Source organism: Streptomyces sp. NPDC008163 (assembly GCF_042956885.1).
In the GTDB taxonomy this organism is placed as follows: domain Bacteria; phylum Actinomycetota; class Actinomycetes; order Streptomycetales; family Streptomycetaceae; genus Streptomyces; species Streptomyces drozdowiczii_A.
Window position 1 is genome coordinate 556,182 of the sequence record NZ_JBIBHG010000002.1, and the last position, 21,033, is coordinate 577,214.

The window sequence follows — 21,033 nt, forward strand, 5'->3', positions numbered from 1 at the left end:
GGCCATGGCGGTGTTCGTCGCGCTCGGCGCGTTCCTGATGACCCTGGCGGGCGGCTGGGTCGCCCAGCGCGTCAGCGACCGCCGCCACCTGGTCCTCGGGCTGGCCGGCGGGCTGATGCTCGGCGTGGTCGGCCTGGACCTGCTGCCCGAGGCGGTGGAGGCGGCGGGAGGCCTGGTCTTCGGCGTCCCGGCGGCGCTGCTGCTGTTCGTCGGCGGCTTCCTCGTCGCCCACCTCGTGGAGCGGCTGCTCGCGGTGCGCCAGGCGGCCCACGGGGCCGCCGAGGAGCGCGTCCCGCAGGTCGGGCTGACGGCGGCGTCCGCGATGGTCGGCCACAGCCTGATGGACGGGGTGGCGCTCGGCGCCGCCTTCCAGGTCGGCGGCGGCATGGGGGCGGCCGTCGCGCTCGCCGTGATCACGCACGACTTCGCGGACGGCTTCAACACGTACACGATCACCAGCCTGTACGGGAACGCCCGCCGCAAGGCCCTGACGATGCTCTTCGCGGACGCGGCGGCGCCCGTCGTCGGGGCGGCCACGACGCTGCTGTTCACCCTGCCGGAGGAACTGCTCGGCTGCTATCTCGGCTTCTTCGGCGGCGCGCTGCTCTACCTCGCCGCCGCCGAGATCCTGCCCGAGGCCCACCACGACCACCCGGCCCGCTCCACGCTGCTGTGCACGGTGGCCGGAGTGTGCTTCATCTGGCTGGTGGTGGGCCTCGCGCAGTGACCGCGCCCGCGCGTTCACCCCCGGCACCGCTCGACGAACCGCGCGGCCGTCCCGGGCGAGGCGGCCCAGTGCGTGTGCAGATAACTCGCGTGTACGTTGCCCCGGACGAACCCCTCGACGCGCCGCTCGGGCCGGTGCATGCCCCAGGCGGGCTCGTCGCCGGCCCCCGGCTCGATGACGGTCCGGTGGAACTCGTGCCCCCGCATCCGCGCCCCGGCGGGCGCCAGCACGTTGTCGGTGAGCGCCACGGCGTCCCGGTACCCGAGCGTCAGCCGCTTGGTCATCCGCGCATCGGCGTCGAGCACCCCGCACATCGGCAGCCCGTCCAGCGACCGCGCGAGATACAGCAACCCGGCACACTCGGCAGCCACCGGCGCCCCGGAGAACGCCAGCGCCGCCACGGCCTTCCGCAAGGCCTCGTTGGCCGACAACTCGGGGGCGTACACCTCGGGAAACCCGCCCCCGATGACGACACCCCGGGTCCCGAGCGGCAGAGCCTCGTCCCGCAGCGGATCAAAGGAGACGACGTCGGCCCCGGCAGCGGCAAGCAACTCGGTGTTCTCGGCATACGAGAACGTAAAGGCGGCCCCACCGGCAACGGCAACGACGGGCCGAGCCGCCGTCCCACCCAGCCCCGCCGCCGTCCCACCCAGCCCCTCCGGCGTTTGAGGAGCGGGGTCCGGGGCGGAGCCCCGGTTACGGGAAGGGGCGGGTAGGGGAACACCCCCGGCGACGGCAGCCCCCGCATCCCACACCCCACCCGGCGGCAACACCGGCGCCGACCGCGCCAACGCCAACAACCCCTCCAGATCGCACCCCTCCGCCACCCGCCCCGCCATCGCCGCGACAGCGGCCACCGCATCGGACCGCCGCTCCGCCACCGGCACCAACCCCAGATGCCGCGACGGCACGGAAACCCCCTCCGCCCGCCGCAAGGCCCCGAGCACCGGCACCCCCGACTCCTCCAACGCCTCCCGCAACAGCGCCTCGTGCCGGTCGGACCCCACCTTGTTCAGGATCACCCCGCCGATCCGCACCTCCGCGTCCCAGGACGCGAACCCGTGCACCAGCGCCGCGACCGACCGCGACTGCGAGGACGCGTCCACGACGAGCACCACCGGCGCCCGCAGCAGCTTCGCCACGTGCGCCGTGGACGCCAGCTCACCGAGGCCCGAGGCCCCGTCGTACAGCCCCATCACGCCCTCGACCACGGCCAGCCCGCACCCCTGCGCGCCGTGCGCGAAGAGCGGCGCGATCAGCTCGGGCCCGCACATGTACGCGTCGAGGTTGCGCCCCGGGCGCCCGGTCGCCAGCGTGTGGAAGCCGGGGTCGATGTAGTCGGGGCCCACCTTGTGCCCGGACACGGCGAGCCCCCGCGCGGCGAACGCGGCCATCAGCCCCGTCGCGACGGTGGTCTTGCCGCTCCCGGACGAGGGCGCGGCGACGACCAGCCGGGGGATGTTCACCACTCGATGCCCCTCTGGCCCTTCTGCCCGGCGTCCATCGGATGCTTGACCTTCGACATGTCCGTCACCAGGTCCGCCGCGTCCAGCAGCGCGGCGGGCGCGTTGCGGCCCGTGATCACCACGTGCTGCGTACCGGGACGGTCGCGCAGGACCGAGACGACCTCGTCGGTGTCGATCCACCCCCAGTGCAGCGGATAGGCGAACTCGTCCAGCACGTACAGCCGGTACGTCTCGGCGGCCAGGTCGCGCTTGACCTGCTCCCAGCCCTCCCGGGCCTTCGCCTCGTTGTCCGTCTGGTCGTCGCGCTGGACCCAGGACCAGCCCTCGCCCATCTTGTGCCAGGCGACGGACCCGCCCTCGCCGCTCGCGCCGAGGACCTTCAGCGCGTTCTCCTCGCCGACCTTCCACTTCGCCGACTTGACGAACTGGAAGACCCCGATGGGCCACCCCTGATTCCAGGCGCGCAGCGCGAGCCCGAAGGCCGCCGTCGACTTCCCCTTGCCGATGCCGGTGTGCACCATCAGCAGCGGCCGGTTGCGCCGCTGCCGGGTGGTGAGTCCGTCGTCCGGCACGCTCTCCGGCTGTCCCTGCGGCATTACGCGACCCTCCTGTCGGTGTGCCCGGGGCCCGCGCCCCGGACGTCCTTGACCAGCCCGGCGATCGATTCGGCGCGCAGCTCGTCCAGCGTGACGGCGGTGCCGCCCAGCTCGGCCGCGAGGTCCGCCGCGAGCCCCAGCCGGACCGGGCCCGTCTCGCAGTCCACGACGACCGACGCGGTGCCCTCGGCCGCGTGCAGCCGGGCGGCCCGCGCCGCCAGCGCCACCGGGTCCGGGCCACCGGTCGCCCGTCCGTCCGTCACCACGACCAGCAGGGCCCGCCGGGACGGGTCGCGCAGCCGCTCCACCCGCAGCACGTCGTGCGCCTTCAGCAGCCCTGCGGCCACCGGGGTCCGCCCGCCCGTCGGGAGCGACTCCAGCCGGGCCGCCGCCGCATCCACCGACGAGGTCGGCGGCAGCGCCACTTCCGCGTCCCGGCCCCGGAAGGTGACCAGACCGACCTTGTCGCGCCGCTGGTAGGCGTCCATCAGCAGGGACAGCACCGCGCCCTTCACGGCGCCCATGCGCTGCCGGGCGGCCATCGACCCGGAGGCGTCCACGACGAACAGCACGAGATTGCCCTCGCGCCCCTCCCGCGTCGCCTGCCGCAGATCGTCCCGGCGCACCACGAGCCCCCGCCCGGACCGGCCCCGCGCCCGCTGGTGCGGGGCGGCGGCCAGGACCGTCGCGGCCAGATGCAGCTTGGTCAGCGCGCCCTCGGGCCGCCGCGCCCCCGTCGTCCGCCCGTGCTCGGCGCGCGCCCGGGACCGCCGCCCCGCCGCGCCCTCGCCGAGCCCCGGCACGCTGAGCATCTTCGTACGGAACGGCTCACCGGCCCGTACGGGCTGCTGCTCACCGCCCTGCCCGGGCACGGGCGCGCCCGGCCCGGACTGCTCCGAGTCGCCCCGGCCGGGCGTGTCGTCCGCCCCGTCGGCGGGCGCGGGCGGCGTGTCGGGTCCGTCCCCCCGCGGCGGGAGCCCGCCGCCACCGCCGCCGTCACCGGGCCCGTCCGGCTCCGGCTCGTCGTCCCCGCCGCCGTTCTGCTCCAGCGTGTCGTCGAGCTTGTCCTCGTCGAGCCCCGGCGCGTCGAAGGGGTTGCGCCGCCTCCGGTGGGGGAGCGCGAGCAGCGCCGCCTGCCGGACGTCCTCGGCGAGTACGTCGGTGCGCCCCGCCCACGCGGCCAGCGCGGTCGCGGTCCTGGCCATGACGATGTCCGCGCGCATCCCGTCGACCTCGAAGGCCGCGCAGGTCGCCGCGATCTGCCGCAACGCCTGGTCACCGAGCACCACGTCGGGCAGCATCGCCCGGGCGGCGGTGATCCGGTCCCGCAACTCCGCTTCCTCGTCGGCCCAGCGCGCCGCGAAGCCCGCCGGGTCGTCCTCGTAAGCGAGTCGCCGCCGCACGACCTCCACCCGCTGGTCCGTCTCCCGGGACGCCGCGACCTCCACGGTCAGCCCGAACCGGTCGAGCAACTGGGGCCGCAGCTCGCCCTCTTCCGGGTTCATCGTGCCGACGAGCAGGAACCGCGCCGCATGCCGTACGGAGACGCCCTCGCGCTCCACGTACGAGGCACCCATGGCCGCCGCGTCCAGCAGCAGGTCCACCAGATGGTCGTGGAGGAGGTTGACCTCGTCCACGTACAGGATGCCGCGGTGCGCGTCCGCGAGCAGCCCCGGTTCGAAGGCCTTCACGCCCTCCGCGAGGGCCCGTTCGATGTCGAGCGCCCCGACGAGCCGGTCCTCGGAGGCGCCGACCGGCAGCTCCACGGTCCGCGCCGCCCGCGACGCGCCGGCCGCGTCCTCGTGCGGGCCGTCCGGACACGCCGGGTCGGGCGAGCCGGGGTCGCACGAGAAGCGGCACCCCGGCACGACGGCGACCTCCGGCATCAGCGCGGCCAGCGCGCGCACGGCGGTCGACTTGGCGGTGCCCTTCTCGCCACGGACCAGCACCCCGCCCACGGCCGGGCTGACCGCGTTGAGCAGCAGCCCGAGCCGCAGGTCGTCCTGGCCGACGAGGGCGGTGAAGGGGTAGGGCGTACTCACAGGGCCTCCTTGACGGGCATGGCGGGCGCTCCCGGCGGGATGAACGGCAGACCGGACGGCGCGCCCGACTCGATGAGCCGCCAGAGCGCGTCGGTGTCCGCGTGTTCCTCGATCAGGTCGCCGAGGCGGTCGAGCTGTTCCTCGCGCAGCGCGGCGAAGCAGGTGTCGGGCGCGGGCACGAAGCGGCGGCCGGTGAGCCGGGCGACCTCGGCCAGGAAACGGCGGCGGAAGGCGTCGCTCTCCAGCGAGCCGTGCCAGTGCGTGCCCCAGACGGCACCGGACCGGCAGCCGTCCAGCGGGGTGCCCCGGCCGTCCGTCAGGAACGCTTCGCCGCCGCGCACATCGGCGACGCCGTGATGGATCTCGTACCCCTCGACGGGCTCACCGAGCGCCTCGCCGGCCGGCCGGGCGAGGGTCTTCTCGCGGTCGAAGCGCACGCGTACGGGCAGCAGCCCGAGCGCGTCGACCTGCCCGGCGCGCGACTCGACCTCGTCCTCGATGTGTTCGCCGAGGATCTGGTAGCCGCCGCAGATCCCGAGCACCGGCCGGCCCTCGGCGGCGCGCCGCCGCAGCGCGTCGGCGAGCCCGCGTTCGCGCAGCCAGGCGAGCGCCTTCACGGTGCCCCGGGTGCCGGGCACGATGACGAGGTCGGCGTCGGCCAGTTCCTCGGGCCGGTCCACGAACCGCACGACGACGCCCGGTTCGGCGGCCAGCGCGTCCACATCGGTGAAGTTCGACATCAGCGGGATCGCGCACACGGCGACGCGCAGGACGTCCTCGCCGTGCGGCGGGGCGACGGTCGACTCGCGTACGGTGCCGCGCAGCGACACCCTGAGACCGTCCTCCTCGTCGATGCCGAGCCCGTGCGCGAAGGGCAGCACCCCGTACGTGGGACGGCCCGTCAGATCGCGCAGCATGTCGAGCCCCGGTTCCAGCAGCGAGACGTCGCCCCGGAACTTGTTGACCAGATACCCCGCGATCAGCTCCTGGTCCTCCGGCGCGAGCAGCGCGGTGGTGCCGAAGAACGAGGCGAACACCCCGCCCCGGTCGATGTCCCCGACCACCACGACCGGGAAGCGCGCGGCGCGGGCGATGCCCATGTTCACGATGTCCGTGCGGCGCAGGTTGATCTCGGCGGGCGAGCCCGCGCCCTCGCAGATCACCGCGTCGTACGTGCCCCGCAGCTGCTCCAGGCAGTCCGTGACGGTGGACAGCAGCTGTTCCTGCCGCCCGCCGTGGTAGCCGCGGGCGCTCATCTCGCCGACCGGCCGCCCCATCAGGACGACCTGGCTGGAGCGGTCGCCGCCGGGCTTGAGCAGCACCGGGTTCATCAGGGCGGTCGGCTCCACCCGGGCGGCCTGGGCCTGCATGGCCTGGGCCCGGCCGATCTCGGCACCCTCGCGGGTGACGAAGGAGTTCAGCGACATGTTCTGCGCCTTGAACGGGGCGACCTTCACGCCCCGGCGCACCAGCCAGCGGCAGATGCCCGCCGTGACGACGCTCTTGCCCGCGTCCGATGTGGTCCCGGCGACCAGCAGTCCGCCACTCATATCGCTCTCCGTCCAGCAGTACGGGATCCGTGAGGTCTCCGGGCCTGCCCCGCTCCCGCGATGCGGCGCGCGACCGCCGCCGCGCCCAGCCGGGCGGCCACGGTGACGCCGAGGGCGAGCACGCCCACCCGGCGCGAGAGCCGCACCGCGCGCTCGATGTCCCCGGTCTCCACCGCCCGCCCGGCCTCCCCGTTGAGCACGGGCCGGTGCTCGACGCGCCCGCCGTAGGCCAGGGTCCCGCCCAGGCGTACGCCGAGTGCCCCGGCGAACGCGGCCTCCACCGGGCCCGCGTTGGGGCTCGGGTGCTTCGCGGCATCCGCCGACCAGGCGCGTACGGCCTCCCGGGGGCGGCCGCCGGAGGCCACGGCGAGCAGGGCGGTGAGCCGGGCGCCGGGCCAGCCCGCGAGGTCGTCGAGCCGGGCCGATGCCCAGCCGTACCGCAGGTGGCGCGGCGACTTGTGGCCGACCATCGCGTCGAGCGTGTTGGCGGCGCGGAAGCCGACGAGCCCGGGAACTCCGGCGAGGGCGCCCCAGACGAGGGCGCCGACCACGGCGTCCGAGGTGTTCTCGGCGACGGACTCCACCACGGCGCGCGCGATCCCGGGGCCGTCCAGCGCCTGTGGGTCGCGCCCGCACAGGTGCGGCAGCCGCTCCCGGGCCAGCTCGATGTCCCCCGCGGCGAGCGCCCCGCCGATCGCCCGGGCCTCGCGCCCCAGCGACGTACCGCCGACGACGGACCAGGTGGCGGCGGCGGTCAGCGCCACGGAAGCGGCGGGGTGGCGGCGCAGGGCGCGGGCGGCGAGCGCGGCGCTCCCGGCGGCGCCCCCGGCGCAGATCAGGGTGTGCAGGGCGCCCCGGCCGCGGTGGTCGCGCCAGAGCCGGTCCTCGACGGCCGCGGCGGCCCGCCCGAAGGCGGCGACCGGGTGGCCCCTGCGGGGGTCACCGAGCAGCAGGTCGCCGATCAGGCCGGCGGTGGCGCCGTACGCGTAGATGCGATCGGCACGCACGGTTCAGCCGGCCGTACCGGAGTCCGCCGGAAGGGGCTGTGGGGAGAGGGGCGCACGGCAGCCGGGCATGGCGATATGTCCTCACTCAGGGTCCGCGCCCTGGTTCGACGTGACGGCGACAGGAGTCTCCTGGCTTCCGGATCGGCGGATTCCCCCGGTCTTCCAGCCCGCTGGGCGGGCCGTGACGTGCGGTGGGGGACCGCTCCCCGGTGACAGTGGCGGGACCGCGCCGGATTCGCACCGGCTTCCTCTGCTGTCGCCGTAATGGCTCCGGCAGTCCACCACGCCCCGCGAACGCCCGTCAACTCGCCGTTGACCTGCGGTGGCGGAGTGTGGGCGGACGCACATCGGGCCGGGCGCACCCGAGGTGCGTCCGGCCCGATGGGGTGGTGCCGCGTCAGGCGACGATGAGATAGATGCCGTACGCGACCGCCGCCGCGCACAGCCCGAAGCAGACGTACGCCCCGGCCCGCGCCAGCAGGACCGACCCGCCCGCCGGACCGCCCCCGGCAGCCGCTTCCGGCTGCTTGGAGAGGCCGACGATGCCGAGCGTGAAGAGGCCCACCAGGGCGACGGTGGTGACGAGGGAGACGCCGAAGACGGTGCCCAGAGCTGCCCAGTCGATGTTCATACGGGGTGTCCTTTACCGGAGTACCGGGGTCTGTCAGACCGTGGCGGGTCGGGCCGGATCGGCGGCGACCGGAGCGGCGGGCGCCGGGATGGTGGCGGCGAGGTCGTGCGCCACAGTGGGCGGCGGGCTCACGGCCGCGATGGCCTGGGTGACGACACCGGCGGGCTCGGCCGGGGCCGTGTCCTCGGTGCCGGGTGCGACATCGCCGTGGCCGACGGGCTTGCGGCGCGAGAGCACCCAGATCGCCCCGGACCCGGCGACCAGGAGGGCCGCGACGACCACGACGCCCCAGGTGCCCTGCTTCGTCAGGAACTCGGCGCCCGCGCCGACCAGACCGGCGGCCGGCAGGGTCAGGCCCCAGGCGACGAACATCCGGGTGGCGGTGGACCAGCGGACCACACCCCCGGCACGGCCGAGACCCGCGCCCATCACGGCCCCGGAGCAGGACTGCGTGGTGGAGAGGGAGAAGCCGAGGTGCGAGGAGGCCAGGATGACGGTGGCCGCGCTGGTCTGGGCGGCGAAGCCCTGCGGGGGCTTCAGTTCGGTCAGGCCGCTGCCCATGGTGCGGATGATGCGCCAGCCGCCGAGGTACGTGCCGAGCGCGATGGCCAGGCCGGCGCTGACGATGACCCAGACCGGCGGGTTGGAGCCGGGGGAGAGGACGCCGCCGGTGACCAGGGCGAGGGTGATGATGCCCATCGTCTTCTGCGCGTCGTTGGTGCCGTGGGCGAGCGAGACGAGCCCGGCCGAGGCGATCTGCCCCGCCCGGTAGCCCTTGGCGGTGGCCTTCTCCTGGGCGTCGTTGCGGATCTTCCCGCCGATCCGGTACGTGAGCCTGGTGGCCAGGAGCGCGGCCACACCGGCCACGATCGGGGCGGCGACGGCGGGCAGCAGCACCTTGGTGACGACGGTGCCGCCGTTGACCGACGACCAGCCGGCGGACATCACCGCGGCGCCGATGAGGCCGCCGAACAGTGCGTGGGAGGAGCTGGACGGGAGCCCGACCAGCCAGGTCAGAAGATTCCACAGGATGGCGCCGACGAGCGCCGCGAAGATGACCTCGGTTCTGAGGCCGTCCTCGTTGACGATCCCGCCGGAGATCGTCTTGGCGACCTCCACGGACAGGAACGCGCCGACCAGATTGAGAACGGCGGACATCGCGACCGCCGTCTTGGGTTTGAGTGCGCCGGTCGAGATGGTCGTGGCCATCGCGTTGGCGGTGTCGTGGAAACCGTTCGTGAAATCGAACACTAGAGCTGTCACGATCACTATCGCGAGCAGCAGCGTGATGTGTTCCATTTACCCAGGCAATCGTTCGACGTCATTGGCACGTGGAACGTAGGCAACTTGAGTGAACGGAAGATGAACTGAGCAGGGCGTTGCGGTGACCCCCTGAACGGGGGCCGGACGGGGCTTGGAAAGGATCTTCGGATGAGTGACGGAGAGCACGGCGCGCTGGCCCGTGGATGGGAGTCCGTCGTCGCTGCGGCACGCCGCACGGCGGCCGAGGGACTGGTCGTCGGAACCTCCGGAAACGTCTCGCTGCGGGTGGGCGACACGGTGCTGGTCACCCCCAGCGGAGTGCCGTACGACCGGCTGCGTCCCGAGGACTTGACCGGCGTCGATCCGGAAGGCAACCAGACCTTCGGGAAACTCACCCCCACCAGCGAACTTCCTCTCCACCTCGCCGTATACCGGAACACCGACGCGAGGGCCGTCGTGCACACCCACGCGGTCCACGCCACCGCCGTCTCCACCCTCGTCACCGAGGTCCCCCCGGTCCACTACGCCGCCGCGATGCTGGGCGGGACGGTCCGCGTCGCCCCCTACGCCCGCTACGGCACCCCCGAACTCGCCGCGAACATGCTCACCGCCCTCCGCGACCGCACCGGCTGCCTGCTCGCCAACCACGGCACCGTCACCTACGGCGCCACCCTCGACCAGGCGTACGACCGCACCGCCCAGCTCGAATGGCTCTGCCACGTCTGGCTCACCGCGAGCGCCGTGCCCGGCCGCACCCCGGCCCTGCTCTCGGCGGACCAGCTCGGCGAGGTGCTGGAGGCCCTGAAGGGATACGGGCAGCGCTGAGGCGGTTCGTACGGGGTCCGTACGCGGTCCGTACGCGGTCCGGACCGGCCCGGACGGCCCTGCCCACTGGCATCGGGGCGCTGCGACCCCGACACTGAGGGTGTGCGCCCGGTTACCGCGACGGCAGCGGCCGTCACCACACTCATCGGCGCCGGCGCGGCAGCGGTCGCGGCCGGCCGGTTCGCCGGCGACGTCGCCCTCAGGACGCCGCCCGGCCGACCGCTCCCCGCCGACCGCGAACTCACCGTCCACGCGACGGCCGCCGGGCAGGTCACCCTGACCCGGTCCCTCACCTCGCTGCGCCCCGGCACGTACGGGCTGACCGGCAAGGACGTCCACGCCGTCGTCGGCCCCGTCCTCGACCGCGCCCACCAGGCCGCCGACACCGTCGGGCGCCGACTGGAACGCGTCGACCACGGCATCCTCGCCCCCGGCGACAAGGTCCGCCTCACGCCCCAGGTCCACAGCGGCGACCCCGGCAGCGCGCTCGGCCTGGCCTTCCGCGAGGTGCGGATCCCCGGCGAACTCGGCGAACTGCCCGCCTGGTACGTCCCGGGGCCCCGCTCCACCTGGGTCATCACCGTCCACGGCATCGGGGCCACGCGCGAGCACCCGCTGAACCTCGTGCCCTTCCTGCACGACCAGCAGTTCCCCGTGCTCGACCTCGCCTACCGGGGCGACCCGGGCGCCCCCCGCTCCCCGGACGGGCTCGGCCACCTCGGCGAGTCCGAGTGGCGCGACCTGGACGCCGCGATCCGCTTCGCCGTCCGGGGCGGCGCCGAGCAGGTCGTCCTGTACGGCTGGTCCACCGGCGCGTCCATGGCCGTGCACGCCTGCGTGGGCTCCGCGCTCCGCAACCGGATCTCCGGCCTCGTCCTGGACTCGCCCGTCCTCGACTGGACCGACACCCTGCGCGGCCTGGCCGCCGCACGCGGGGTCCCCGCCGCGCTGCTGCCGCTGGCCGTCCGCGCCGCCCAGGGGCAGACCGGACTGCACGGCACGGGGCTCCTGGAGACCTCGCTGCCGACGACCCTGAACGTCCCGACGCTGATCTTCCACGGCCCCGACGACACCCTGGCGCCCTGGGTGCACTCCCGCCGGCTCGCCGCGACCCGCCCCGACACGGTCGCCCTGCACACCGTGGACCGCGCTCCGCATGCGGCGATGTGGAATGCCGACCCGGCCCGTTACGAAGAGATCCTGCGCCGCTTCCTCACGCCCCTGATGTGAGGTGATGCGCCGGTTCGGCCGATTGGTCCCGGCGCCGCGCGGGCCCGTCAACGCCAGTGACCCGGGTTCCGTTTGGGCTTTCGGGCCGTCAGGGGCAAGACTGCTCCCGTGACGTCCCGTACCCCGCGCGACTCCAGGCTGCGTCTTGTCCGCCCGCGACCCCTCACCACCGCCCGAAGGGCCGTGACCACCCGGCGCACCAGGCCGGCGCCGCGCCCGCCCGAGGGCACCCCACCCCGGGCGGAGCTGGCCCGCCAGGCCCGGACGGTCCTCGCCGACGCCGTACGCATCGCCCGCTGGGCGGCCGACGGGGCGGTCCCCGGCACCACACCGCCGGCCGCCCTCGAACACGCCGCCGCCGCGCTGGACATCTCCCCGGAGCAGGTGCGCTCCGGCTGGGACCGGGCCCGGCTCGCCGGACTGGTCGAACTCCACGGTGACACCGCACGGCCCGGCTGGCGGCTGCGCGCCTGGGACCGGGACGACTCTGCGGTGCTGCGCGGCTGGGTGGCCCTCTTCGACGCCTGGTCGCTCGTCCACCCCGCGCCCCGGGGCGTCGAGTCCACCGCCGTCGCCGAGGCCGTCGAGGCCGTGCCCCAGGTCCTCTCGCTGCTCCAGCTCTCGGCCGGCCCGGTCACCGTGCCCGCCCTCCTCGACCTCCTCGGCCAGCGCGTCGCCGAGCTCCACGAGGAGCGCTGCGAGGTGCCGTACGGCCCCGAGCCGCTGCCCGCCCCCGCCGAACCGGCCCTCACCGCCCACCCCCCGGCGCTCGTCGCCCGCCTGCTCGACTGGGCCCTGGAGGGCCTGGCCGACGTCGGGGCGCTCACCCTCGGCACGGGCCAGGCCACGCTGACCCCGCTCGGCAACTGGGCGGTCTGGGTCAAGCTGGAACAGATCTGCGTCGCCGCGCAGAGCCCCGCCGGCAACATCGAGCAGGCCGCCGCCGACATGCTCCTCGGGTGCGCCCGCCTCACCCCCGGCCCCGCCCGCGCCGAATACCGCGCCTGGCTGGCCGCCCGCCCCGTCGGCAGCGCCGTCGCCGAACTGCTCGGCGTGGCCCGCGGCGAGGACGCGTTGCTGCGCGGGCTCGCCTTCGAGGCCCTGCGCGTGGTCGGCGCCCCCGCGGAGCCCGAGGTCCGGGCCGTCCTGGCCGACCCGTCGCTGCGCCCGTACGCGCTGCTCTGGCTCGCCGAGTACGACGGCAAGGACCCCGAGGACGCTCAGGAGGTCCTCAGCCGCGAGGAGGCCACATGGCTCTGGGTCGACACGGCGGCGGCCGTCGCCGACCACGGTGAGACGGGCCTCCTGGTCCGCCACCTCGACTCGGCGGTCCAGGGCACGGTCCCGGCCCTCCTGGACGAGGTCCGCGCCGTCGGCCACCCGCGCACGGTCCAGGTCCTGGTGGCCCTGGCCGCGGCCCACCCGGACCCGGCCCTGGCCAAGGCGGTCCGCAAGGCGGCTTTCCAGGTCCACACGGGCGGCTCGTGATCCGGTGGAGCCGCCCCCGGTGACGGATCAGCGGAACGTGTCGCAGTCCCCCATGTCCCCGCTCCGGAATCCCGTGCTGAACCACTCCTGCCGCTGCGCCGCGGACCCGTGCGTCCAGGACTCCGGCGTGACCCGCCCCTGGAACCGCTCCTGGATGCGGTCGTCCCCGACCGACGCCGCCGCGTCCAGGCCGTCCCGGATGTCCGCCCGGGTGACCTCGGTGATCAGCGGCCGCCCGGTCGACTCGTCCGGCGTGGTCGTCGCGTGGTGCGCCCAGACCCCCGCGTAACAGTCCGCCTGGAGCTCCACCCTGACCGCGTTGCTGTTCTCGCCGGTCCGCCCGTCCTGGGTCCGGCCCAGCGTCCCCATCTGGTTCTGGACGTGGTGCCCGTACTCGTGGGCGACGACGTACGCCTGGGCGAACGGCCCGCCGCTCGACCCGAACTTCGTCCGCAGCTCGTCGAAGAACCCCAGGTCGAGGTAGACCTGCCGGTCGCCGGGGCAGTAGAACGGCCCCACGGCCGAGGTCGCGGAGCCGCACGCCGTGCCGACCCGCTCGGTGAACAGGACGGTCCGCGCCGTCGCGTACCGCGCGTCGCGCCGGGCGAACTCCTGTCCCCAGTAGTCCTGCACGCTGTTGACCACCGCGACGATCCGGCAGTCGTCCTTCGTGTTGGCGTCCCGCCCGGTCCGGCACTCGCTCGCCACCTGCCCCGCCGAGGACGCGGTCGCCGTCGGCGAGTCGCCCGAGGAGAGCCCGAGCTGATCGGGGCCCACCCCGAAGAGGAGGCCGAGGATCAGCGCGATCACCCCGGCGATGCCACCGCCCACCGTGGCCCGGCCGCCCGGGACGCGGCTGCCGCGTACGTCCCTGACCTCCGACGTGTCCAGACCGGCGTCGTCGTCGAACTGCATCGCACACCCTCCGCCACGGATCACGGTCCCTCAGCCGAGTATCCGGTGATACGCCCCGTCATGCCCTGTTCACGTCCTGCGCCCGTGGGGGCGCCCGGTACGGAGCACGCGGAAAAGTCGTTGGACACCGCCAGTAGACTGGTTTCCATGGCAGTTCTCCTTGTGCGTGTGCGTGAGTAGCGGCGTCGATCCGTCACCACCCGTCGTTCCTCCGCCCTCCCTTCCGCCCTGGAGTACCTCCCCGTGATCACCGCCTCCGGCATCGAGCTGCGCGCCGGCGCCCGTCTGCTCATCGAATCCGCCAGCTTCCGCATCGCCAAGGGCGACCGCATCGGCCTCGTCGGCCGCAACGGAGCGGGCAAGACCACCCTCACCAAGTGCCTCGCGGGCGAGGGCGTCCCCGCCGCCGGCACCATCACCCGCTCCGGCGAGGTGGGCTACCTCCCGCAGGACCCCCGCACCGGCGACCTCGACGTCCTGGCCAGGGACCGGGTCCTGTCCGCCCGCGGCCTGGACGAGATCCTGCGCAAGATGCGGGAGAACGAGGACCGGATGGCGAACGGCAAGGGCGCCACCCGCGAGAAGGCGATGAAGAAGTACGAGCGCCTGGAGACGGAGTTCCTCACCAAGGGCGGTTACGCCGCCGAGGCCGAGGCCGCCACCATCGCCGCCGCGCTCAGCCTGCCCGACCGGGTGCTCGGCCAGCCGCTGCACACCCTCTCCGGCGGTCAGCGCCGCCGCGTCGAGCTGGCCCGCATCCTCTTCTCGGACGCCGACACGCTGCTCCTGGACGAGCCGACCAACCACCTCGACGCGGACTCGATCGTCTGGCTGCGCGACTACCTCAAGACCTACCGCGGCGGCTTCGTCGTGATCTCCCACGACGTCGAGCTGGTCGAGACGGTCGTCAACAAGGTGTTCTACCTCGACGCCAACCGCTCCCAGATCGACGTCTACAACATGGGCTGGAAGCTCTACCAGCAGCAGCGCGAGGCCGACGAGAAGCGCCGCAAGCGCGAGCGCCAGAACGCCGAGAAGAAGGCCGCCGCCCTCAACGCGCAGGCGGACAAGATGCGCGCCAAGGCGACCAAGACGGTCGCCGCCCAGAACATGGCCAAGCGCGCCGACCGCCTGCTGTCCGGCCTGGACGAGGTCCGGGTCGCCGACAAGGTCGCCAAGCTGCGCTTCCCCGACCCCTCGCCGTGTGGCAAGACCCCCCTGATGGCCGAAGGGCTCTCCAAGTCCTACGGCTCGCTGGAGATCTTCACCGACGTCGACCTGGCCATCGACAAGGGCTCCCGCGTCGTGATCCTCGGCCTCAACGGTGCCGGCAAGACCACGCTGCTGCGGCTCCTCGGCGGCGCCGAGAAGCCCGACACCGGCCGCGTCGTGGAGGGCCACGGCCTCAAGCTCGGCTACTACGCCCAGGAGCACGAGACCCTGGACCCGGACCGCACGGTCCTGGAGAACATGCGCTCCGCCGCGCCCGACCTGGACCTCGTCGCCGTCCGCAAGACGCTCGGCTCGTTCCTGTTCTCCGGGGACGACGTGGACAAGCCGGCCGGGGTGCTCTCCGGCGGCGAGAAGACCCGGCTGGCCCTGGCGACGCTGGTCGTCTCCTCCGCCAACGTGCTCCTGCTCGACGAGCCCACCAACAACCTGGACCCGGCCAGCCGCGAGGAGATCCTCGGCGCGCTGCGCACGTACAAGGGCGCGGTCGTCCTGGTCACGCACGACGAGGGCGCGGTCGAGGCCCTCCAGCCGGAGCGGATCATCCTGCTCCCGGACGGCATCGAGGACCTGTGGGGAGCGGACTACCGGGACCTGGTCGCCCTGGCCTGATCCCCCCGACTGGATCATTCGGCCTATCCGAGATCCGTCATCTGTGTGAGTACGTCTCATACCTCGGCGCGGCGCCCGGCAGATAGCTGCCGGGCGCACCCATGTGCGCCTCCCCGCCCGTGCGGGCCCTGACCTGGAGGTTCCTTCCCGGGTGCCCGCCCGACGCGCCCCGCGACCTGCTGGAATGAGGCATTCCGGTCGCACCGGCGCACTCCCGGGGCGCGAATCCGGTCGCAGAGACCTTGCCGAATGGGTGGCCAGGAAGCGCGGGAGGGGTGATCATGAGAGTCCAGAGCGCACTTCCCATGAGGAGGCACGGGTGGCCGAGACTCTGAAGAAGGGCAGCCGGGTGACCGGCGCCGCGCGTGACAAGCTCGCGGCAGACCTGAAGAAGAAGTACGACTCCGGTGCGAGCATCCGGGCGCTGGCCGAGGAAACGGGCCGCTCCTACGGATTCGTCCACCGGATGCTCAGCGAATCCGGCGTGACGCTCCGCGGACGCGGCGGCGCCACACGAGGCAAGAAGGCCGCGACGGCCTGACGGGAGTTCCCTGGTCCGGGTGCGCCACCCGGTCGGCCCCAGAGCCGATCCGGTGGTTACTGTTCAGTCACTTAGCTTCATGTGCTGACTGCACCCGAACCGGAGGCCCCGTATGACCTCGCTCGACTCCGTGCTCGACCAGGACGGCGTACGACTCACCGTCGACGACGCGGTTGCCACGGTGACCCTCACCAACCCGGCGAAGCGCAACGCCCAGTCTCCCGCTCTGTGGCGGGCGTTGACCGAGGCCGGACGGGCCCTGCCCGGGAGTGTGCGGGTCGTCGTGCTGCGCGCCGAAGGCGTGTCGTTCTCCGCCGGGCTCGACCGCCAGGCGTTCACCCCCGAGGGTTTTGACGGCGAGCCGTCGTTCCTCGACATGGGGCGCGGCCCGGAGGCCGAGCTCGACGCGCTGATCGCCGAGTACCAGGAGGCGTTCACCTGGTGGCGCCGCAACGACCTCGTGTCGATCGCGGCCGTCCAGGGCCATGCCATCGGTGCGGGCTTCCAGCTCGCCCTCGCCTGTGACCTGCGCATCGTCGCCGAGGACGTCCAGTTCGCCATGCGCGAGACCAGCCTCGGCCTGGTGCCCGACCTCACCGGCACGCACCCCCTGGTGCACCTCGTCGGGTACGCCCGCGCGCTGGAAATCTGCGCCACCGGCCGCTACGTCCACGCCGAGGAGGCGGAGCGCACCGGCCTGGCCAACCTCGTCGTGCCCGCCGCCGAGCTCGAAGGCGCCGCGCGCGATCTGGCCGGCGCCCTGCTGGCTGCCCCGCGCGACGCCGTCATCGAGACCAAGGCCCTGCTGGGCGGTGCCCTCTCGCGTACGTACGAGGAGCAGCGCGCCGCCGAGCGGGCCGCGCAGGGCCGCCGCCTGCGCGATCTGGCGAGCGCCCTCGGCTGACGTACGGGCGGGCCGGAGCCGCGACGCGCCCTCCGGCCCGCACCCCGCACCGGGGTCAGCCCGCCGCGCCGCCCTCCGCGACCGCCGTGACCAGCACCGCGACCGGGGGCCGCCCCTCGGCCGCCTCCGTCACCGCCTCGCGGACGGCCCGGGCCACGTCCAGCGCGCGGTGACCGCTCTCCGTCGCCAGCTCGACGCGCACATGGTCCTCGCCCGTCCGCACCGCCGGGCCCAGCACCCCGGTCAGCGCCGCGACCCCGGTCACCGAGGCGGCGGCCCGCCCCGCCGCGTTCTCCGCGTCCACCGGGCGCACCTCCACCGGCTCCGGCTCCACCCGTTCGGGTGAGCCGTCGAGCAGCCCCGTCACCCGCAGGTCCACCTCGGAGACCACCAGGCCGAGCCGGCGCGCGGCGGCCGACAGAAGGGCCGCGCGCAAGGCGTCGGCGGCTGCGGGCAGGGGCCGGTCGGCGGTCGCGGTCATCGTCGCCTCGATTCGTAGGGGACCCGGCGGCAGTGCGCTCGGGGGCGGGGGCACCTGTGCGGCGGGGGCCGAGTCCGGGTCGGCCACGGCGATCCGCAGCGCACCGAGGACCGGGCCGGGCTCCGGGCCCGCCACAGCCCGGCGCAGCTCCGCCACCGCCGCCCGCTCCGCGATCCAGGCGCCGTCCGCCGGACCGCCCAGAGGGAGCAGCCGGCCCAGTGAGAGCCGTTGCCGTACCGCAGCCGTCCACGCGTGGGCCCTGTGCGGGCCGTCAGCCGTCGTCATGGCCACCAGACTGCCGTATCCACGGCGCGAGCCGGGGCAAGCGCCCTTAATGTGTGCAAAGTAGTCAAATCTGCCCCGAAGGGAAGAGTGGCGATGACCGAGACCCCACAGCGGAACCGGCCCGAGAACTCCGACAGCAACGCCTCGGGCGGCAGCAGCCTCACCAAGCGCGGCGGAGGCGACCCCGGCACCCGCGGCCGTACGACCATCGCCGACGGAGTGGTCGAGAAGATCGCCGGAATGGCCGCACGCGACGTCGTCGGGGTGCACGCGATGGGCAGCGGCCTGTCCCGCACGTTCGGCGCGGTCCGCGACCGGGTCCCCGGCGGCTCCAAGTCCGTCACCCGGGGCGTCAAGGCCGAGGTCGGCGAGACCCAGACCGCGCTGGACCTGGAGATCGTCGTCGACTACGGCGTGTCGATCGCGGACGTCGCCCGCGATGTGCGGGAGAACGTCGTCGCGGCCGTCGAGCGCATGACGGGCCTGGAAGTGGTCGAGGTCAACATCGCCGTCAGCGACGTGAAGCTGCCCGACGAGGACGACGATGACGACGAGTCAGAGTCCCGCGTCCAGTAGTCCCGGCATCCCCGAGCGGTTGAGGAGCACACGATGAGCATGGCTGTGGCCGGTCTGCTGGCCGGCATGGCGCTCGGTTTCGCCGGGTACTTCGGCGGGTTCGGAGCCTTTGTGCTGGTGGCCGCCCTGGGAGCGGTCGGCTTCGTCGCCGGCCGCTTCGTCGACGGCGACCTGGAACCCGGCGACTTCTTCCGCAGTCGCGAGCGCGGCGACCGACGGCGGTGACGGCGGTGTCGGGGGCGAACGGGCCGGTCCCGGCCGGGGAGCGCGGAGAGACGCGGATCGCCGACCGGGTGGTCGCGAAGATCGCCGCGCAGGCGGCCAAGGAGGCGGTCGACGCCGCCCCGAAGGAGGCGGCGTCGCCGCGTGCCACGGTCACCGTGCACCGCGACACCGCCCGCGTACGGGTGAGCCTGGAGCTGGGATATCCCACCGACATCGGCCACCAGTGCGGTGCCGTGCGTCGACGGGTCGCCGAGCGGGTAAAGGCGTTGGCGGGGATGGAGGTGCCCGAAGTGGCCGTCCAGGTCGAACGCCTGCATCCCACCGGAGCGAGCCTGGCGGCACAGGGGAGGATTCGATGACCGAGCCCCACGACCCGGACGACGGCACCCGGCGGCCGCCCGAGGCCGGGGCGGTGGAACACGGCAGTGTCCTCGCGCTCGACCAGTCGGCCTCCTCCGCGGCCTACGACCCCGTGCCCGACAAGGAACGGCCCGAGGGCGGCGCGGGGCGCTTCTGGTCCGCCCGCCGCATCCCCGCCGGCATCGTCGCCGCGGTGGTCCTCGGTGCGAGCGGCCTCCTCCTCTACGACGTGTCGGCGGTCCGCGCCGGACACCCCGCGATGCAGTGGCGCCGCACCCTGGCGGACGAACTGGCGACGCGGAAGCTCGACGACGTCTGGGTGCTGACCGGCGCGTCCGTCGCGGCCGCCCTCGGGCTCTGGCTGCTGCTCCTCGCGCTCACCCCCGGGCTGCGCGACCTCCTGCCGATGCGCCGCGAACACCCCGACGTGCGCGCCGGGCTCGACCGGACGGCGGCGGCCATGGTGCTGCGCGACCGGGCCGTCGAGGTGGCCGGCGTCCAGTCGGTCCGGGTCCGCATGGGCCGGCGCAAGGTGGGAGTGCGTGCCGTCTCGCACTTCCGGGAACTCGACGACGTACGGGCCGACCTGGACACCGTGCTCTCCACAGGCATCCGGGAACTGGGACTGGCCAGGCAGCCGAGCCTGTCGGTCCATGTCCGCCGGCCGGCGAAGAAGGGGTGAGCGGCGTGCTCAGGACCGTCAACCGGGTACTGCTGGGCCTGGCCGGACTGGTGCTGCTCTGCGTCGGCGGCGGGGTGCTCGCCGCGGCGGCGGGCCTCTCCGTGCCGTCCTGGTGGCCCTGGTACGGCAAGAACGACGTGCTGCTCAGCGAGGCGGACCGGGACCGCTGGCGCGGGGAGGGCTGGTGGTGGCCGACGGTCATCGCGGTCCTCGCCGTCCTCGTGGTCCTCGCCCTGTGGTGGCTGCTGGCCCAGTTCCGCCGCGCCCGTCTGAACGAGGTGCTGGTGGAGAGCGGCGACGGCGAGGGTGCCCTGCTGCGCGGCCGCGCCCTGGAGGGCGTGCTAGCCGGGGAGGCGGGCGCCCTGGACGGGGTCGCCCGCGCCCAGGTCACCCTGACCGGCAAGCGCTCCACCCCGGCCGCCCGGGTCCGGCTGCTGATGGAGCCGCACGCCGCGCCCGACGAGGCACTGGGGAGGCTGAGCGACGAGGCGCTGGCCCACGCCCGGGACTCCGCGGGGCTGGCCCGGCTGCCCGCCGAGGTCCGGCTCAAGGCCGTCAAGCACCGGGCCTCGCGGGTGAGCTGACGGGCGGTGCGGTGGCGCGGCATCCCGCGCCACCGCCGTATCACCGCACGAGGCTCAGAAGCCGTGCCGGTGACCGCCGTCGACCGGCACCATGATGCCCGTCAGATACGAGGCGGCGGGGGACAGCAGGAACGCGGCCGTGCGGCCGAACTCCTCCGGGGTGCCGTAGCGGCGCAGCGGGATGTTCGCCTCGTTGGCGGTACGCGCCTTCTCCGCGTCGCCCGACAGCGCGTCCAGCTCCCGCACCCGGTCCGTGTCGATCCGGGCCGGCAGCAGACCCACGACCCGGATGCCGCGCGGGCCCAGCTCGTCGGCCATCGACTTCGCGACGCCCGCCAGACCGGGGCGCAGCCCGTTCGAGATGGTCAGCCCGGGAATCGGCTCGTGGACGGAGCCGGAGAGCACGAAGCCGATGACCCCGCCCTCGCCGAGCGCCGCGGCGGCCGCCCTGGCCAGCCGTACCGCACCCAGGAAGACGGACTCGAAGCCCGACTGCCACTGCTCGTCGGTGTTGTCCGCGATGCCGCCCGGCGGCGGGCCGCCGACGCTGATGAGAATGCCGTCGAGCCGGCCCAGGCCCTCCCGGGCGGCCTCCACAAGCCGTCCGGCCGCCGCCGGATCGGCGTTGTCGGCGGCCAGGCCGACGGCGCCGGGGCCCAGGTCGGCGGCGGCCTGCTGGGCGCGCCGCTCGTCCCGGCCGGTGATGATCACCTTCGCGCCGTCCGCCACCAGGGCCCGCGCGGTGGCGTAGCCGAGCCCGCGCGTCGCTCCCGTGACGATGTACACACGGTCCTTCAGTCCAAGATCCATGGC

At 74.2% G+C, this 21,033-nt stretch carries 22 protein-coding genes and 1 riboswitch; of the genes, 12 read left to right on the forward strand and 10 right to left on the reverse strand.

Annotation, left to right across the window (positions count from 1 at the left end; translation table 11 throughout):
* Nucleotides 1-4: 4 nt before the first annotated feature.
* Nucleotides 5-727, forward strand: coding sequence for a ZIP family metal transporter (locus tag ACFZAT_RS07585; protein WP_164634389.1), 723 nt, complete (start codon nucleotides 5-7; stop codon nucleotides 725-727).
* Between the two features lie 14 nt (nucleotides 728-741).
* On the opposite strand, the gene ACFZAT_RS07590 is transcribed toward ACFZAT_RS07585, so the two are convergent.
* The 7 genes from ACFZAT_RS07590 to ACFZAT_RS07620 form a co-directional block, all read right to left on the reverse strand.
* The gene (locus ACFZAT_RS07590; RefSeq protein ID WP_391261481.1) at nucleotides 742-2,196 is read right to left on the reverse strand and encodes a cobyrinate a,c-diamide synthase; all 1,455 of its coding nucleotides are present in this window, start codon (nucleotides 2,194-2,196) and stop codon (nucleotides 742-744) included.
* Entirely contained in the window at nucleotides 2,190-2,789 is a 600-nt protein-coding gene (gene cobO / locus ACFZAT_RS07595) for a cob(I)yrinic acid a,c-diamide adenosyltransferase (RefSeq protein ID WP_018104683.1), read from the reverse strand. Before cobO ends, ACFZAT_RS07590 begins: the two co-directional genes overlap by 7 nt.
* A complete protein-coding gene (locus ACFZAT_RS07600) occupies nucleotides 2,789-4,831 on the reverse strand; it encodes a putative cobaltochelatase (RefSeq protein ID WP_391261484.1) in 2,043 nt (680 codons plus the stop codon). Before ACFZAT_RS07600 ends, cobO begins: the two co-directional genes overlap by 1 nt.
* The gene (locus tag ACFZAT_RS07605; RefSeq protein WP_391261487.1) at nucleotides 4,828-6,381 is read right to left on the reverse strand and encodes a cobyric acid synthase; all 1,554 of its coding nucleotides are present in this window, start codon (nucleotides 6,379-6,381) and stop codon (nucleotides 4,828-4,830) included. Before ACFZAT_RS07605 ends, ACFZAT_RS07600 begins: the two co-directional genes overlap by 4 nt.
* Entirely contained in the window at nucleotides 6,378-7,388 is a 1,011-nt protein-coding gene (locus tag ACFZAT_RS07610) for a cobalamin biosynthesis protein (RefSeq protein ID WP_391261490.1), read from the reverse strand. The genes ACFZAT_RS07605 and ACFZAT_RS07610 overlap by 4 nt, the downstream gene beginning before the upstream one ends.
* Before the next feature lie 122 nt (nucleotides 7,389-7,510).
* Nucleotides 7,511-7,640, reverse strand: a riboswitch (cobalamin riboswitch).
* A 145-nt stretch (nucleotides 7,641-7,785) separates the two neighbouring features.
* On the reverse strand, nucleotides 7,786-8,019 hold the full coding sequence (locus tag ACFZAT_RS07615) for a hypothetical protein (RefSeq protein WP_391261493.1): 234 nt from the start codon (nucleotides 8,017-8,019) through the stop codon (nucleotides 7,786-7,788).
* A 33-nt stretch (nucleotides 8,020-8,052) separates the two neighbouring features.
* Entirely contained in the window at nucleotides 8,053-9,318 is a 1,266-nt protein-coding gene (locus ACFZAT_RS07620) for an inorganic phosphate transporter (RefSeq protein ID WP_333734492.1), read from the reverse strand.
* A gap of 132 nt (nucleotides 9,319-9,450) precedes the next feature.
* On the opposite strand from ACFZAT_RS07620, the gene ACFZAT_RS07625 reads away from it, so the two are divergent.
* From ACFZAT_RS07625 to ACFZAT_RS07635, 3 genes are all read left to right on the forward strand, one after another.
* Entirely contained in the window at nucleotides 9,451-10,107 is a 657-nt protein-coding gene (locus ACFZAT_RS07625) for a class II aldolase/adducin family protein (protein ID WP_391261497.1), read from the forward strand.
* Nucleotides 10,108-10,209: 102 nt separating this feature from the next.
* Entirely contained in the window at nucleotides 10,210-11,337 is a 1,128-nt protein-coding gene (locus tag ACFZAT_RS07630) for an alpha/beta hydrolase (RefSeq protein WP_391261500.1), read from the forward strand.
* Between the two features lie 183 nt (nucleotides 11,338-11,520).
* Entirely contained in the window at nucleotides 11,521-12,825 is a 1,305-nt protein-coding gene (locus tag ACFZAT_RS07635; protein ID WP_391261726.1) for a hypothetical protein, read from the forward strand.
* 27 nt (nucleotides 12,826-12,852) lie between these two features.
* On the opposite strand, the gene ACFZAT_RS07640 is transcribed toward ACFZAT_RS07635, so the two are convergent.
* The gene (locus ACFZAT_RS07640) at nucleotides 12,853-13,740 is read right to left on the reverse strand and encodes a neutral zinc metallopeptidase (RefSeq protein WP_391261503.1); all 888 of its coding nucleotides are present in this window, start codon (nucleotides 13,738-13,740) and stop codon (nucleotides 12,853-12,855) included.
* 243 nt (nucleotides 13,741-13,983) lie between these two features.
* Between ACFZAT_RS07640 and ACFZAT_RS07645 the strand changes: the two genes are divergently transcribed.
* From ACFZAT_RS07645 to ACFZAT_RS07655, 3 genes are all read left to right on the forward strand, one after another.
* A complete protein-coding gene (locus ACFZAT_RS07645; protein ID WP_073968398.1) occupies nucleotides 13,984-15,582 on the forward strand; it encodes an ABC-F family ATP-binding cassette domain-containing protein in 1,599 nt (532 codons plus the stop codon).
* Nucleotides 15,583-15,901: 319 nt separating this feature from the next.
* Nucleotides 15,902-16,123: a helix-turn-helix domain-containing protein gene (locus ACFZAT_RS07650; protein ID WP_018518904.1), complete on the forward strand. Its 222-nt coding sequence runs from the start codon at nucleotides 15,902-15,904 to the stop codon at nucleotides 16,121-16,123.
* A gap of 112 nt (nucleotides 16,124-16,235) precedes the next feature.
* Nucleotides 16,236-17,027, forward strand: coding sequence for an enoyl-CoA hydratase-related protein (locus ACFZAT_RS07655; protein WP_391261507.1), 792 nt, complete (start codon nucleotides 16,236-16,238; stop codon nucleotides 17,025-17,027).
* A gap of 55 nt (nucleotides 17,028-17,082) precedes the next feature.
* On the opposite strand, the gene ACFZAT_RS07660 is transcribed toward ACFZAT_RS07655, so the two are convergent.
* Nucleotides 17,083-17,793 carry a hypothetical protein gene (locus ACFZAT_RS07660; RefSeq protein ID WP_391261510.1) on the reverse strand — a complete coding sequence of 237 codons (711 nt, stop codon included), beginning with the start codon at nucleotides 17,791-17,793 and terminating at the stop codon, nucleotides 17,083-17,085.
* 93 nt (nucleotides 17,794-17,886) lie between these two features.
* Here ACFZAT_RS07660 and ACFZAT_RS07665 point away from each other — a divergent pair, with 93 nt between their 5' ends.
* Genes ACFZAT_RS07665 through amaP form a run of 5 tightly spaced genes read left to right on the forward strand, consistent with a single transcriptional unit; the run spans nucleotide 17,887 to nucleotide 20,220 of the window.
* Nucleotides 17,887-18,369, forward strand: coding sequence for an Asp23/Gls24 family envelope stress response protein (locus ACFZAT_RS07665; protein WP_391261513.1), 483 nt, complete (start codon nucleotides 17,887-17,889; stop codon nucleotides 18,367-18,369).
* A 33-nt stretch (nucleotides 18,370-18,402) separates the two neighbouring features.
* Entirely contained in the window at nucleotides 18,403-18,594 is a 192-nt protein-coding gene (locus ACFZAT_RS07670) for a hypothetical protein (protein WP_018104700.1), read from the forward strand.
* Complete coding sequence (locus ACFZAT_RS07675; RefSeq protein WP_391261518.1) at nucleotides 18,591-18,953, forward strand: Asp23/Gls24 family envelope stress response protein; 363 nt, start codon at nucleotides 18,591-18,593, stop codon at nucleotides 18,951-18,953. The genes ACFZAT_RS07670 and ACFZAT_RS07675 overlap by 4 nt, the downstream gene beginning before the upstream one ends.
* Complete coding sequence (locus ACFZAT_RS07680; RefSeq protein WP_391261520.1) at nucleotides 18,950-19,636, forward strand: DUF6286 domain-containing protein; 687 nt, start codon at nucleotides 18,950-18,952, stop codon at nucleotides 19,634-19,636. The genes ACFZAT_RS07675 and ACFZAT_RS07680 overlap by 4 nt, the downstream gene beginning before the upstream one ends.
* Nucleotides 19,633-20,220 carry an alkaline shock response membrane anchor protein AmaP gene (gene amaP, locus ACFZAT_RS07685; RefSeq protein WP_391261523.1) on the forward strand — a complete coding sequence of 196 codons (588 nt, stop codon included), beginning with the start codon at nucleotides 19,633-19,635 and terminating at the stop codon, nucleotides 20,218-20,220. The genes ACFZAT_RS07680 and amaP overlap by 4 nt, the downstream gene beginning before the upstream one ends.
* 54 nt (nucleotides 20,221-20,274) lie before the next feature.
* On the opposite strand, the gene ACFZAT_RS07690 is transcribed toward amaP, so the two are convergent.
* Entirely contained in the window at nucleotides 20,275-21,030 is a 756-nt protein-coding gene (locus ACFZAT_RS07690) for an SDR family oxidoreductase (protein WP_391261525.1), read from the reverse strand.
* Between the last annotated feature and the right edge of the window lie 3 nt (nucleotides 21,031-21,033).